This window comes from Pseudoflavonifractor sp. HCP28S3_F10, assembly GCF_052065415.1.
In the GTDB taxonomy this organism is placed as follows: domain Bacteria; phylum Bacillota; class Clostridia; order Oscillospirales; family Oscillospiraceae; genus Pseudoflavonifractor_A.
This window is the reverse complement of sequence record NZ_JBQHUB010000002.1, coordinates 79344-92879: the sequence shown is the minus strand read 5'-3', so window position 1 is coordinate 92879 and position 13536 is coordinate 79344. Positions and strand designations below refer to the sequence as shown.

14 protein-coding genes are annotated in these 13536 nt (G+C 63.0%); all 14 read left to right on the top strand.

The genetic code is table 11. The features are described from left to right. The first annotated feature begins 97 nt into the window (after positions 1-97). The 14 genes from ACTNBZ_RS02000 (at position 98) to ACTNBZ_RS01935 (ending at position 13504) form a co-directional block, all read left to right on the top strand. Complete coding sequence (locus tag ACTNBZ_RS02000) at positions 98-1246, top strand: D-alanyl-D-alanine carboxypeptidase family protein (RefSeq protein ID WP_441207972.1); 1149 nt, start codon at positions 98-100, stop codon at positions 1244-1246. A gap of 74 nt (positions 1247-1320) precedes the next feature. After that, positions 1321-2028, top strand: coding sequence for a pseudouridine synthase (locus ACTNBZ_RS01995; RefSeq protein WP_441207971.1), 708 nt, complete (start codon positions 1321-1323; stop codon positions 2026-2028). 123 nt (positions 2029-2151) lie between these two features. Then, positions 2152-3021 carry a MurR/RpiR family transcriptional regulator gene (locus tag ACTNBZ_RS01990; protein WP_441207970.1) on the top strand — a complete coding sequence of 290 codons (870 nt, stop codon included), beginning with the start codon at positions 2152-2154 and terminating at the stop codon, positions 3019-3021. 26 nt (positions 3022-3047) lie between these two features. Further along, entirely contained in the window at positions 3048-4301 is a 1254-nt protein-coding gene (locus tag ACTNBZ_RS01985; RefSeq protein ID WP_441207969.1) for an NAD(P)/FAD-dependent oxidoreductase, read from the top strand. Positions 4302-4303: 2 nt separating this feature from the next. After that, a complete protein-coding gene (gene cmk, locus ACTNBZ_RS01980; protein WP_441207968.1) occupies positions 4304-4981 on the top strand; it encodes a (d)CMP kinase in 678 nt (225 codons plus the stop codon). Continuing rightward, positions 4978-5577 (top strand): lysophospholipid acyltransferase family protein, encoded by a 600-nt coding sequence (locus ACTNBZ_RS01975; protein WP_441207967.1) that lies wholly within the window; start codon positions 4978-4980, stop codon positions 5575-5577. Before cmk ends, ACTNBZ_RS01975 begins: the two co-directional genes overlap by 4 nt. Continuing rightward, positions 5574-7520, top strand: coding sequence for a bifunctional 4-hydroxy-3-methylbut-2-enyl diphosphate reductase/30S ribosomal protein S1 (locus ACTNBZ_RS01970; RefSeq protein ID WP_441207966.1), 1947 nt, complete (start codon positions 5574-5576; stop codon positions 7518-7520). Before ACTNBZ_RS01975 ends, ACTNBZ_RS01970 begins: the two co-directional genes overlap by 4 nt. 262 nt (positions 7521-7782) lie before the next feature. Then, positions 7783-8259, top strand: coding sequence for a CarD family transcriptional regulator (locus tag ACTNBZ_RS01965; protein ID WP_441207965.1), 477 nt, complete (start codon positions 7783-7785; stop codon positions 8257-8259). A gap of 127 nt (positions 8260-8386) precedes the next feature. Further along, positions 8387-9121, top strand: a complete 735-nt coding sequence (gene ispD, locus ACTNBZ_RS01960; protein ID WP_441207964.1) for a 2-C-methyl-D-erythritol 4-phosphate cytidylyltransferase — start codon at positions 8387-8389, stop codon at positions 9119-9121. After that, a complete protein-coding gene (gene ispF / locus ACTNBZ_RS01955; RefSeq protein ID WP_441207963.1) occupies positions 9118-9591 on the top strand; it encodes a 2-C-methyl-D-erythritol 2,4-cyclodiphosphate synthase in 474 nt (157 codons plus the stop codon). The genes ispD and ispF overlap by 4 nt, the downstream gene beginning before the upstream one ends. 115 nt (positions 9592-9706) lie before the next feature. Then, entirely contained in the window at positions 9707-9961 is a 255-nt protein-coding gene (locus ACTNBZ_RS01950; RefSeq protein ID WP_441207962.1) for a DUF3343 domain-containing protein, read from the top strand. Continuing rightward, complete coding sequence (locus ACTNBZ_RS01945) at positions 9958-11079, top strand: aminotransferase class V-fold PLP-dependent enzyme (RefSeq protein WP_441207961.1); 1122 nt, start codon at positions 9958-9960, stop codon at positions 11077-11079. The genes ACTNBZ_RS01950 and ACTNBZ_RS01945 overlap by 4 nt, the downstream gene beginning before the upstream one ends. Positions 11080-11385: 306 nt before the next feature. Beyond that, a complete protein-coding gene (gene cdaA / locus ACTNBZ_RS01940; protein ID WP_441207960.1) occupies positions 11386-12273 on the top strand; it encodes a diadenylate cyclase CdaA in 888 nt (295 codons plus the stop codon). Then, positions 12251-13504 (top strand): CdaR family protein, encoded by a 1254-nt coding sequence (locus tag ACTNBZ_RS01935; protein WP_441207959.1) that lies wholly within the window; start codon positions 12251-12253, stop codon positions 13502-13504. The genes cdaA and ACTNBZ_RS01935 overlap by 23 nt, the downstream gene beginning before the upstream one ends. Positions 13505-13536 lie beyond the last annotated feature (32 nt).

Below are 13536 nucleotides of genomic sequence, written 5' to 3'. Positions count from 1 at the left end.
TTCAATGGGCGCGTTTGTTCCTTTTGAACTTCTTTGATTATAATCCGCCGGAACATGGGACATACTCTCACCATCCGTTTGTCTGAGGTGATGAGGTATGAAACGCGTCTGGGGAACGCTGTTGTCCCTGCTCCTGCTGACCGGGACGGCGCCCGCTCTGGCCGCGGGTCCCGCCATATCCGCCCAGTCGGCCATTCTGGTGGACGCGGATTCGGGCCGGGTGCTCTATGCCCACAACGCCGGGGAAGAGAGACCCATCGCCAGTACCACCAAGCTGATGACCGCCCTGGTGGCGGTGGAATCCACCCCCGAGCTGGACGCCGTTTTTACCATCCGCCGGGAGTGGACCGGTATAGAGGGTTCCTCCATGTATCTGAAGGCGGGGGAGCAGCTGACCCTGCGGGAGCTGCTCTGCGGCCTGATGCTCTCCTCGGGCAACGATGCGGCGGTGGCCATCGCCGGCGGCTGCGCCGGGGACGTGGAGACCTTCGTGGGGTGGATGAACCGGCGGGCCGCGGATTTGGGGATGGAACACACCCATTTCTCCAATCCCAACGGACTGCAGGATGAGGACAACTACTCCACCGCCCGGGATATGGCGGCGCTGGCCCGGGCGGTGCTGGAGCATGAGGAACTGGTGGAGATCATGTCTACCAAGAGCATCACCGTGGCTGGCCGGACCCTGGTCAACCACAACAAGCTGCTCTGGCGGTATGAGGGCTGCATCGGCATGAAGACCGGCTATACCGAAAAGGCCGGGCGGACTCTGGTGTCCTGTGCCCAACGGGACGGGCAGCGGCTCATCGCTGTGACCCTCTTTGACCGGGACGACTGGAATGACCATGCCGCCCTGCTGGATTACGGCTTTGAAACCTATCCCAGTACTCTGCTGGCCCGGGCGGGGAAGGAATTCCGTATGCTGCCGCTGGAGGGGAGTCTCAATCGCTTTATCCCGGTGGAGGTCTATTCCGACGTCCGCTACCCGCTGACGGCCCAGGAACGGGTGAAGGTAGAGGTCATCCTGCCGGAACGGGCGGAGGCCCCGGTGGAGCGGGGCGCCATTGCCGGGCAGCTCCGGTTCTCGGTGGACGGCGAGACGGTGGGGGAGACCTACCTGGTCTACAGCAGGAGCGCTGCCGACGACCGGGCCCGGGGCGGGGGACTGCTCTCCCGGTTGCTGGGCGGCGGGGAGGCGGCCTGCGCATCTGCAATGTGGGCGCTTTTGCTCCCGCAGGAGAGAATTTGAAAGAACCGACCAAGGAGACCGGCCTGTTCCGACCGGTCTCCTGCTTGCGCACCGAGAACAGGAGGGACTTGCGTTTGGAAGAACGGCTGCAAAAGATCCTGTCCGCGGCGGGGGTGGCCTCCCGCCGGACGGCCGAGGCGTACATAGAGGCCGGCCGGGTGCGGGTGAACGGCCGGCTTGCCCGCCTGGGCGACCGGGCCGACCCGGAGCGGGACCGGATCGAGGTGGACGGGAAGCCCCTGCGCCGGACGGAAAAGCGTACCTATCTCATGCTCCACAAGCCCCGCGGGTATGTGACCACCCTCTCCGATGAGAAGGGACGCCCCACGGTGGCCCAGTTGGTCCGGGACTGCGGGACCAGGGTATGGCCGGTGGGCCGTCTGGACCTGGACTCGGAGGGCCTTCTGCTGCTCACCGACGACGGAGAGCTGACCAACCGCCTGATCCACCCCAGTCATGAGGTGGAAAAGGAGTACCACGTCCTTGTCACCGGGGATGCCGACCGGGCGATCCCGATCCTGCGGGGACCCATGGAGCTGGACGGTGTGGCGCTCCATCCCGCCCGGGTGGAGCTGCTGGGGCGGGATGGCGGAGAGAGCCTGCTGTCCGTCATCATTCACGAGGGACGCAACCGGCAGGTGCGGCGGATGTGTGCCCTGGCCGGTCTCCGTGTGCGCCGCCTGTGCCGTGTGCGGGAGGGTACCGTGGAGCTGGGCGGCCTGAAGCCGGGCCGCTGGCGTCCGCTGACGGAGGACGAGATCCGCTCACTGTACCGGGACTGATCCCGGCGGAGCTGGGTATCACGCAATTCCTGCAATCAGGGCTTGCATTTTTCCTCCAATCCCGCTATGATGATATGGAATGAAAAATGCCCTATGGGCAAGTGACCAGGAGGATGTTCCCGCATGCCGAAAGATATCCTGTCTGTGATACAGGCCAATATGAATACCTTCTCAAAGGGCCAGAAGCTGATCGCCCGTTTTATTTTGGAATCCTATGACAAGGCCGCCTTTATGACCGCCAGCAAGCTGGGCAAAACGGTGAATGTAAGCGAGTCCACCGTGGTCCGTTTTGCCGCAGAACTGGGCTATGACGGCTATCCCGCCATGCAGAAGGCCCTGCAGGAGATGATCCGCAACAAGCTCACCTCCATACAGCGCATCGAGGTCTCCAACGACCGCATCGGAAACCAGGATATCCTGTCCATGGTGATGCAGTCCGACGTGGAGAAGATCCGTATGACGCTGGAAGAGGTGGACCGGGAGAGCTTCGGCCGGGCGGTGGACGCCATCGTGGGCGCCCGGAAGATTTATATCCTGGGGGTGCGTTCAGCCGCCGCCCTTTCCAGTTTTCTGGGCTTCTACTTCAATCTGATCTTCGAGAACGTGGTGATGGTCCACAGCACGTCGGTGAGCGAGGTCTTTGAGCAGCTCCTGCGGGTGGGCCCTCAGGACGTGGTCATCGGCATCAGCTTCCCCCGCTATTCCAGCCGCACCGTGAAGGCCATGCACTTTGCCAGGGACCGGGGGGCCCAGGTGGTGGCTATCACTGACAGCGAGGCGTCCCCCCTCACCGCCATGGCCACCCACACCCTGATGGCCAAGAGTGACATGGCCTCCTTCGTGGACTCGCTGGTGGCCCCGCTGAGCCTGGTCAACGCCCTGATCGTGGCCGTGGGCCGGCGGAAAAACAGCGACCTGTCCCAGACCTTCAGCGCGCTGGAGCAGATCTGGGATGAGTATGACGTCTACGAGAAGGCGGAAGACGAGGTATGAGCTTCCCCGCAAAGGAGAGAGAGCCTTTGACAGATGTGATCGTGATCGGCGCGGGGGCGGCCGGGATGATGGCCGCCCTCACCGCCGCGGAGCGCGGCTGCTCAGTGCTGCTGCTGGAGCGCAACCAGAAGGTGGGCCGCAAGCTGTATATCACCGGCAAGGGACGGTGCAATGTGACCAACGACTGCCCTGCGGCCGAGGTCCTTCAGAACGTGCCCCGCAACAGCAAATTTCTCACCAGCGCCGTCACACGCTTCCCGCCGGAAGAGGTGAAGGCGTTTTTTGAGGGCCTTGGCGTCCCACTCAAGACCGAGCGGGGCAACCGGGTGTTCCCGTGTTCGGACAAGGCCGCCGACATCATCGACGCCCTGTTCATGGCGCTGCGCCGCGCCCGGGTGGAGCTGGTGGAGGACCGGGCTGAGGCTTTGCTCACCGATGGGGAGGGCCGGGTCACCGGCGTCCGCTGTGAGCACGGGTCCTATGCCGGCCGGGTGGTGATCCTGGCCACCGGCGGGGCTTCCTATCCGCTGACCGGCTCCACCGGGGACGGATACGCCATGGCCGCGGCTTTGGAGCACACCATCCTGCCGCCCAGGGGCTCGCTGGTGCCTCTGGTGGCTGAGGGGGATCTGTGCCGCCGGATGCAGGGGCTCTCTCTGCGCAACGTGGCTGTCAAGGTCCGCAATCAGAAGAAAAAGGTGGTATATGCCGGGCAGGGCGAGCTGCTTTTCACCCACTTCGGCCTGTCCGGCCCGCTGATCCTCAGCGCCAGCGCCCACATGCGGGACTTTGAGAAGGACCGCTACCACGTGCTGCTGGACCTGAAGCCCGCCCTGGACGAGGAGAAGCTGGACCAGCGGCTGCTGCGGGACCTGGCCGAACAGTCCAACCGGGACTTTGACCATGTGCTGGAGGGGTTGCTGCCCCGGCTGATGATCCCGGTGATGGTGGAGCTTTCCGGTATCCCGGGTGAGACCAAGGCCAACTCGGTCACCCGGGTCCAGCGCCGGCGGCTGCTGGAGCTGCTCAAGTGCTTCCGGGTGGATATCGCCGGCCCCCGGCCCATTGAGGAGGCCATCATCACCGCCGGCGGCGTGAAGGTGTCAGAGGTGGACCCCCATACCATGGCGTCCAAAAAGGCGCCCGGCCTCTACCTGGCCGGGGAAGTACTGGACGTGGACGCCTATACCGGCGGCTTCAATCTTCAGATCGCCTGGTCCACCGGCCGGGCGGCCGGAGCGGCCGCCGCCCAATCCCTGTTGGAAGAAGGAGCTTGTTGACCATGGGTTTTAAGAGCATTGCCATTGACGGACCCTCCGGCGCAGGGAAGAGCACCCTGGCCCGCCGGGTGGCCCAGGCTATGGGCTACCTCTACGTGGATACCGGGGCCATCTACCGCACCCTGGGTCTGGCCGCCCTGCGCCGGGGAGTGTCCCCGGAGGACAGCGGCAGGGTGGTGGAGCTGCTGGAGCAGATCCGCATCGACCTGCGCCACGGCGGGGACGGCCTGCAGCACATGTATCTGGACGGCGAGGACGTGAGCGCCGCCATCCGGGAGCCGGCGGTGTCCCATTACGCCTCGGCGGTGTCGGCCATCCCGGAGGTGCGCGCTTTCCTGATGGAGATGCAGCGGGACCTGGCCCGGCGGCAGAATGTCATCATGGACGGGCGGGACATCGGCACGGTGGTCCTGCCTGACGCCGATGTGAAGATCTTCCTCACCGCCACAGCGGAGGACCGGGCCCGGCGCCGCTATGAGGAGCTGCGGGAGCGGGGGAACGACGTGGATTTCGATACGGTCCTCAGGGACATTATCGCCCGGGATGAGCGGGATACCCGGCGTGCCGCCGCGCCTCTCCGCCAGGCGGAGGACGCCGTGGCTGTGGATACCACCGGGAACACGCTGGAGGAGAGCTTCCGTCTCCTGCTGGACGTGGCGAGAAAGGGAGTGGGCGCATGAGAGGCTGGTATATCTTTGTTTACTGCCTGGTATTTCCGTTCTTCAATCTGGTCCATCCCGGCAAGGTCATCGGCCGGGAGCACATCCCGGAAGGGGCGGCCATGGTGTGCTGCAACCACACCGCCATGAGCGATCCGCTCTTTCTGGCCTTTGCCTTCCGGCTGAAAAACCAGCTCCGGGCCATGGCCAAGGCCGAACTGATGCGGGTGCCGGTGGTGGGCTGGGTCCTGGGCAAGGCCGGTGTGTTCGGCGTGGAGCGGGAAAAGACCGATGTGGCCGCCGTCAAGACCGCAATGAAGTTCCTGCGCAGCGGAGAAAAGGTACTTCTTTTCCCCGAAGGTACCCGGGTCCGGGAGAGCAGGGGAGAGGTGAGCCATCCCAAGGCGGGGGCCGCCATGCTGGCCGTGCGCTGCGGCGTTCCCATCCTGCCTGTGTACGTACCAGAGAAAAAGCCCTGGTTCCGGCGGACCCCCGTGGTCATCGGCGAGCCTTACATGCCCCAGGTGGCCTCCCGTAAAGGAACGCCTGAGGAGTACGAGGCTATCACCGCCGATCTGATGGACCGCATCCGCGCGCTGCGGGAGCTTGCACAATGAGCCGCGTTACGCTGGCCGGATCGGCGGGCTTCTGCTACGGCGTCAAGCGGGCGGTGAAGATGGCGGAGGAGGCTGCCGCCTCCGGCCGCCCCTGCGTGATGCTGGGACAGATCATCCACAACAGCAGCGTCATCGACCGGCTGCGGCAGGCCGGCGTGGGCGTGATTTCTTCCCCGGAGGAGGCCCCTGAAGGGGCGGCGGTGATCATCCGCTCCCATGGGGAGGGAAAAGCGGTATACGACGCCCTGGCCGCCCGGGGCAATCCGGTTATCGATGCCACCTGCCCCAACGTCACCCGCATCCACCGCATCGTGGCCCAGGCTGAGGAAGAGGGACGGCAGCCCGTTATCATCGGCACGCCGTCCCACCCGGAGGTGCGGGCCATTGCGGGCTGGTGCCGCCGCGCGGTGGTGCTGGAAGGGCCGGAGGCCCTGGAACAGTGGCTTTCCGGGCTGCCAGAGGGGCCGGATATCCCCATCACGATGGTGTCCCAAACCACCTCTACCCAGGCCAAATGGAATTCGTGCATAGAAAAAGCAAAAAAACAGTGTACAAATTTAAAAATTTTTGATACAATATGTGATGCTACGTGCAAACGGCAAAGTGAGGCCCAGGCGTTGGCGTCCCAAAGTGACGCCATGATCGTCATCGGCGGGCGCGAAAGCTCCAACACCCGGCGCCTGACTGAACTGTGCACGGCTCTCTGTCCGCAGGTCCTCTGGATCGAACGCGCAGAGGAACTGGAACCTTCCAACCTGTACGGGAAGGCTTCTATAGGAATCACCGCGGGTGCGTCTACGCCCGGGTGGATTATAAAGGAGGTCTATGACAAAATGAGCGCAGAAAACATGGAGATCGAGGAATCCTTTGCTGAAATGCTGGAGAAGTCGATCAAAACTTTAAATACAGGGGAGAAGGTTACCGGCGTCGTTACTGGCATTACGCCGACTGAGATCTACGTCGACCTGGGCACCAAGCACGCCGGTTACATACCGGTGTCTGAGCTCACCGACGATCCCACTGTAAAGGTCGAGGACATCGTGAAGGTAGGCGACGAGATCGAGACCTACGTCATGCGTGTCAACGATCAGGAGGGTGTGGTCACCCTGTCCAAGAAGCGCCTGGATACCGTCAAGAGCTGGGACGATATCGAGCAGGCCAAGGAGGATCACACCGTGGTCGAGGGTGTGGTCACCGAGGAGAACAAGGGCGGCGTGGTCGTGAGCGTCAAGGGCGTCCGCGTGTTCGTTCCCGCCTCTCAGACCGGTCTGCCCCGCGATGCCGCCATGACCGAGCTGGTCAAGCAGCACGTCCGCCTGCGCATCACCGAGGTCAACCGCGCCCGCCGCCGTGTGGTGGGCTCCATCCGCGCCGTCGCCGCCGAGGAGCGCGCCGCCAAGGCTGCCGAGGTCTGGGAGAACATCGAGGACGGCAAGCGCTACACCGGTACCGTGAAGTCCCTGACTTCCTACGGCGCTTTCGTTGACATCGGCGGCGTGGACGGCATGGTCCACATCTCCGAGCTGTCCTGGAGCCGCATCAAGCACCCCTCCGAGGTGGTCAAGGTGGGCGACACCGTCGAGGTCTATGTCATCTCCGCCGACAAGGAGAAGAAGAAGATCTCCCTGGGCATGAAGGACCGCACCGAGGATCCCTGGGCCAAGTTCACCTCCACCTACGACGTGGGCTCCGTGGCCAACGTGAAGGTGGTCAAGCTGATGACCTTCGGCGCTTTTGCCGAGATCGTTCCCGGCGTGGACGGCCTGATCCACATCTCTCAGATCGCCGACCACCGCATCGACAAGCCCGGCGACGTCCTGTCCGAGGGCCAGATGGTGGACGTGAAGATCACCGACATCGACTTTGAAAACAAGAAGGTTTCCCTGTCCATCCGCGCCCTGCTGGAGGATGGCAAGAGCGAGGACGAGGGTACTGAGGAGTAATCCGCTCTCTTCCGCTTCGATCAGTATGAAACAGCCCGCTTCCGGGGAAGCGGGCTGTTTTTTTGTGCCGGCGCGGTACGGCGGCGCTCCTTACCCGCTGTGCGGGGCCCGATAGTAGCGAAAACAGAAACAATATCCCGGACTCCACGGTTTTTTACCTTCATTTTGCTTGCAAAACAGCATAAAAGCAGGTATAATACTTAATGTATTTGGAAGTAGGAAACAGTTAACGGCTCAAAGTCGCTTCCGGGAGGTGGGAGTAATGTTTCAGGTAGGAGATAAGATTGTCCATCCGATGCATGGCGCCGGTATCGTAGACAGCATCGTACAGAAAAAGGTCAATGGAGTCGTGCGGGAGTACTATATCCTCAAACTACCCATGGGCGGCATGCTGGTAATGATCCCGGTCCAGAGCTGCGGCGAGATCGGGGTACGGCCGGTGGTGGATGAGCAGGAGGCGGAGCGCATCATCGCAGCATTCCCGGAAATCGAGGTGGATACCACCCAGAACTGGAACCGGCGCTACCGGGAGAACATGCTGCGCCTGAAGAGCGGAGACCTGCTGGAGGTGGCACGGGTCATCAAGAGCCTGTCCGTGCGGGATGGGGAGCGGGGCCTGTCCACCGGGGAACGGAAGATGCTCCACTCGGCCAAGCAGATCCTGATCTCTGAGATCGTTCTCTCCCAGAATTCCAGCTATGAAGATGTGGAGGCGCGCATCAATACCGCCCTTGCCTAATAGAATAGAGACATGCTATAATAACGCTAGACTGAACAGCGGTGTTTCGCACTGCGTCTGACCTGGCATGATATCGGATAAGAGGAGCCTTCGGGCTCCTTTTTCGTAAGAAAAGAGGAGAATACATATGGCCCAATGGCTCAAGCGTCTGTTCCGGCGGGACCGGGCGGAGAGTGCCTTCTGTTCCGCAGTGGTCCCCGCGGCCGGTTCCTCCTCCCGTATGGAGGGGCAGGACAAGATCCTGCTTCCCCTGAGGGACGTGCCGCTGCTCCTGCACACCCTGCGCGCGCTGGACGCCTGCCCCCGGATCCACGAGATCGTGGTGGTCACCCGGGAGGATCTGATCGTGCCCATCAGCCAGCTCTGCCGGGACGCCGCCCTGGAAAAGGTGACCAGGGTGGTGGTGGGAGGCGCCAGCCGGGCGGAGTCGGTGCTCCGGGGCATCCGGGAGACCGACCCCGATGCCGCTCTTATCGCCATCCACGACGGTGCCCGTCCCCTGGTGAGCCAGGCCCTGCTGGACGCGGTCATCGCCCGCGCGGAGGAGACCGGAGCCGCCGCCCCTGCCGTACCGGTGAAGGACACCATCAAGCGGGCGGTAGGGCATGTGGTGGAGTCCACCCCTGACCGCTCCGAACTCTTCGCGGTCCAGACTCCCCAGGTTTTTGACGCCGACCTGATCCGGGGGGCGCTGGCCCGGGCGCTGGAGGAGGGCGCCGAGCTCACCGACGACTGCTCCGCCGTGGAGCGCATGGGCATGAAGGTCTCCCTCACCGAGGGGGACTATATGAATCTGAAAATCACCACGCCGGAGGATATGGTCCTTGCCGAGGCGCTGCTGGACTGGAGGGAGCGGAATTGAGGATCGGACACGGATATGACGTACACAGGCTCACCACCGGCCGCAGGCTCATCCTGGGCGGGGTGGACATCCCGTGGGAAAAGGGCCTCCTGGGCCATTCGGACGCCGACGTCCTCACCCACGCGGTGATGGACGCCCTGCTGGGGGCGGCCGGCCTGTGGGACATCGGACACGCCTTTCCCGATACCGACCCGGCCTATGAGGGGGCGGACAGCCTGCTCCTGCTGGACCGGGTGATGGAGATGCTCTCGGAGCGGGGATACCGGGTGGGCAATGTGGACGCCACCATCCTGGCCCAGCGTCCCAGGCTGGCTCCCCATATCCCGCAGATGCGGGCCAACCTGGCCGCCCATCTGGGCGTGGGGGAGGACCGGGTCAATGTGAAGGCCACCACCGAGGAGGGCCTGGGCTTCACCGGCGCGGGGGAGGGCATGGCCGCCCATGCAGTGGCCCTGCTGGAGGAAGTATAAGCATGCAGGAGAAAAGATGGCCTGGGGCGGAGGAATTTTTCCTTCCGCCGCAGGCTGTTTTTTTGCACACCCGCCCTGTCCGCGGCATAATCTGTGGCGAGAGGAGCGTTTCAACATGGTCTATTATCTTATCCTGTGCCGTTCCCTGACCCACGCCCAGCGGACGGCTTCCGCCCTGGAGCGGGCAGGCATCGTCGGCCATATCCTGCGCTCTCCCCAGGCAATTGCCGGGGAAGGGTGCGGCTATTCAGTCAAGGTCTCCGAACAGAACTTGGCCAACGCCCTCGCCGCGCTGAAGCGGGCCGGGCTGGGCCCCAAGCGCGTATTCGTAACGACCAGCGACGGAAGCTACAAAGAGGTGCTGCTATGATCTATCTGGACAGTGCGGCCACCACGCTCCAGAAGCCGCCCGCGGTGGCGCGGGCGGCTTCTTACGCCATCCAGCATATGGCCACACCCGGCCGGGGCGGTCACCGTCCGGCCTCTCTGGCGGCCGACACCGCCTTTCGGTGCCGGAGCCTGGCGGCCAAATTGTTTGAGATGGAAGACCCGGGCCGTGTTATTTTTACCTTCAATGCCACACATGCCCTCAACATTGCCATCAAAACACTGGTAAGGCCGGGGGACCGGGTGGTCATCTCGGGCTATGAGCACAATGCCGTGACCCGTCCCCTGAACGCGCTGGGCGCCAATACCACCGCAATTCAGGCGCCGCTCTTTCAGCCGAAGGCCATGCTGGAGCAGTTTGAGCGGGCGGTGACGCCCGGGACGGCGGCGGTAGTCTGTACCCACGTTTCCAATGTGTTTGGCTATATCCTTCCGGTGGAGGGGATCGCGGCGATCTGCCGGGAACGAAACGTCCCATTTGTGCTGGATGCGTCCCAGTCCGCCGGCGTCCTTCCCGTATCCATGGAGGCGCTGGGTGCGGCCTTCATCGCCATGCCCGGGCACAAGGGGCTCTACGGCCCCCAGGGCACCGGCCTGCTGCTCTGCGGCCGGGAGGAGGTATCCACCGTACTGGAGGGCGGGACCGGAAGCGCCTCCGCGCTGACAGAGATGCCGGATTTCCTGCCCGACCGCCTGGAGGCCGGTACCCACAACATGGCGGGGATCGCCGGGCTTCTGGAAGGGCTCCGTTTTCTGGAGCGCACCGGAATCCAGCGGATCCGGGACCATGAGGAGGGGCTGACCGCCATGGCGGCCGCGCGCCTGTCCGCCCTGCCGGGGGTCACGGTATTCGCCGGGCCCACTCTGGCCCATCAGGCCGGCGTCCTGTCCTTCCGGGTGGAGGGAATGGACTGCGAGGCCGTGGGGGAGGCCCTGGCCGGACGGGATATCGCAGTGCGGGCGGGGCTCCATTGTGCGCCGCTGGCCCACCGCACCGCCGGTACCTTTGATACCGGAACCGTGCGCGCCAGTTTCTCCGTCTTCAATACCGGGGGCGAGGTACGGCAGCTGGCGGCGGCCCTGGGCCGTATTACTTCATGAGAGCAGGCGCGGCGGAGCATCCGCCGCGCCCCTGTTTGCTGTCCCGCACCAGGACGCGGCATCCCGGGCACAATGTCTGACGCTTTGATCTTCCGGGCGAATGACGGCTCGCGGGAACAAAACGCGGTCCTGTCTGCGTTCCGGGGTATTCACAAAATGTTCAGAGAAGTTTAATCTCCTTTCTTATTGCCAATACAGCGGAAAACCAGTATAATAAATGAGTTAAAGAGTGGGCGTATTTCGTTTGCGAAATGCCGGCTGACACGGGGCTGCCCCAGCTCCGGGCGCATGGGGGAGACGTTGGAAATGGAACATATCTATCAGTTTTTGCAGTGGTCCCTGAATTATCTTCGACTGGTGCATATTACCGATATCATTGACATCGGTATCATGGCCTTCATCATCTACAAGCTGATCCTTCTGGTACGGCGGAGCAGCTCCGGGCAGGTAGCCAAGGGCGTTATGCTTATTCTGGCAGCTCTGTGGGCCTCGTCGCTGCTGCAGCTGAGCACCGTCAATTTTTTCCTTGGGAAAATGGTGGAATGGGGTGTTCTGGCGCTTGTTATCCTGTTCCAGCCGGAGATCCGCAAATTTCTGGAGCAGATGGGCAGCAGCCGCCTTGGCGACGTGTTCGCCCACACGGAAGCGCCGGATGAGATCGAACACGCCATCCAGCAGACTGTGGAGGCCTATGCCGCTCTGTCCAAGAGCAAGACCGGCGCGCTGATGGTCTTTGAGCGGAAGAACCTTTTCGACGACGCCATCAAGACCGGCACCGCGCTGGACTGCTCGGTGAGCAGCGAGCTGCTGAAAAACCTGTTCTGGAACAAGGCGCCCCTCCATGACGGTGCGGTCATCGTCCGCAACGGGCGCATTGTGGGCGCAGGCTGCGTGCTCCCCCTGTCGGGAAACGTGAACCTCTCCCGGGACCTGGGCATGCGGCACCGGGCCGGCATCGGCGCCAGCGAACATTCCGACGCGGTGGTAGCCATCGTCTCAGAGGAGACCGGTTCCATCTCGGTGGCAGTGGGCGGCATGCTGAAGCGGCATCTGGCCCCCGAGACCCTGGACCGCCTGCTGCGCAATGAGCTGATGCCCCTGAAGGAAGAAACGGACAGCCAGAAGTTCAGGCTGTTCGGACTGATCAGAGGACGGAAGGGAGGAAACGGTGATGGAGAAGAAGAAGGAGAATAAAGCGCTCTATATCGCCCTGTCCGTGCTGCTGGCCATCTTTTTGTGGCTCTATGTGGGCAGCGACCTGAATCAGGAAGACGAGAGCACATACAGCGTACCTGTAGTCTTTACCGGTGTGGAGCGTCTGGAGGAGCGGGGGCTGATGATCACCGACGGCGCCGAGCAGAAGGTGACACTGAAGATCCGGGCCCCGTGGAAAGTGCTCACCAAGCTGAGCAAAGACAACATCAGTGTGACCGTAGATGTATCCAACATCACCGGACCGGGCAGCCAGTCCTCCGGCTACAGCAGCATCATCTACCCCTCCAACATTTCCCGCGCCAGCATCAGCAGTGTGAGCATTGTCAGTGCCTCCGGCGACCAGAACATCAAATACACAGTGGCCCGCCGCAGCGACCGGGAGATAGAAGTGCGGGGCGTGTTCAACGGTGAGGTGGCCGAGGGCTTCCAGGCCGGCGAATTCTCCATCACCCCCGGCGCTGTCACGGTCAGCGGCGAGGAAGATGCGGTCAAGCTGGTGGATTACGCCCAGGTGGTGGTCTCTCAGGAGGACGAGCTCCAGGAGACTTACAGCGGTGAGCGGCCCATCCAGCTGGTGGGTTTTGACGGCTCGATACTGGATACCAAAGCTCTCAAACTGGAGACCAATGTGGACTCGGTCTATGTGACTCTGCCCGTGGTCAAGCTGAAGGAGATCCCCCTCACGGTGGAGATCGTGGAGGGCGGCGGCGCCCGGGAGTCCAATGCCCGCGTCGAGATCGAGCCCAGGAGCATCATGGTCTCGGGCAGCGAGGAGGCTCTGGACGGCATCAAGGAACTGTCCCTGGGCCAGGTGGAACTCTACAAGGTGTTCAGCCAGGATACCTTCACCTTCCCCATCCAGCTCAACACCTCGCTGGAGAACGTGAGCGGCATTACTGAGGCTACCGTCACTGTGAAGATCAGCGGTCTGACCACACGGACCCTGGAGGTGGACAACATCGAGTTCATCAACCAGCCGGAGGGCTGCACCGTACAGCCTGTGACCCAGTCCCGCCTGGTCCAGATCCGGGGAGAAGAGGAGGCCGTCAACGCCGTGATCCCCTCTCAGATCAGCATCGTGGCCGATCTGAAAGGGGCCGCCTCAGGAAATCAGACCATCCCCGTCAAGGTATACCTGAACGGCAGCAGCGATGTGGGCGTGGTCGGCGGCGACTACAACATCGTCGTCAATATCAAACGCAACGGATGATTGATCCGGGTCCGGGCCGTTCGGGCCGGTCC

What these genes read in the sequence shown, in the direction of transcription:
- ACTNBZ_RS02000 (WP_441207972.1), top strand. Translation starts at nt 98, where the DNA reads ATGAAACGCGTCTGGGGAACGCTGTTGTCCCTGCTCCTGCTGACCGGG.
- ACTNBZ_RS01990 (WP_441207970.1), top strand. Translation starts at nt 2,152, where the DNA reads ATGCCGAAAGATATCCTGTCTGTGATACAGGCCAATATGAATACCTTC.
- cmk (WP_441207968.1), top strand. Translation starts at nt 4,304, where the DNA reads ATGGGTTTTAAGAGCATTGCCATTGACGGACCCTCCGGCGCAGGGAAG.
- ACTNBZ_RS01975 (WP_441207967.1), top strand. Translation starts at nt 4,978, where the DNA reads ATGAGAGGCTGGTATATCTTTGTTTACTGCCTGGTATTTCCGTTCTTC.
- ACTNBZ_RS01970 (WP_441207966.1), top strand. Translation starts at nt 5,574, where the DNA reads ATGAGCCGCGTTACGCTGGCCGGATCGGCGGGCTTCTGCTACGGCGTC.
- ACTNBZ_RS01965 (WP_441207965.1), top strand. Translation starts at nt 7,783, where the DNA reads ATGTTTCAGGTAGGAGATAAGATTGTCCATCCGATGCATGGCGCCGGT.
- ispD (WP_441207964.1), top strand. Translation starts at nt 8,387, where the DNA reads ATGGCCCAATGGCTCAAGCGTCTGTTCCGGCGGGACCGGGCGGAGAGT.
- ACTNBZ_RS01950 (WP_441207962.1), top strand. Translation starts at nt 9,707, where the DNA reads ATGGTCTATTATCTTATCCTGTGCCGTTCCCTGACCCACGCCCAGCGG.
- ACTNBZ_RS01945 (WP_441207961.1), top strand. Translation starts at nt 9,958, where the DNA reads ATGATCTATCTGGACAGTGCGGCCACCACGCTCCAGAAGCCGCCCGCG.
- cdaA (WP_441207960.1), top strand. Translation starts at nt 11,386, where the DNA reads ATGGAACATATCTATCAGTTTTTGCAGTGGTCCCTGAATTATCTTCGA.
- ACTNBZ_RS01935 (WP_441207959.1), top strand. Translation starts at nt 12,251, where the DNA reads ATGGAGAAGAAGAAGGAGAATAAAGCGCTCTATATCGCCCTGTCCGTG.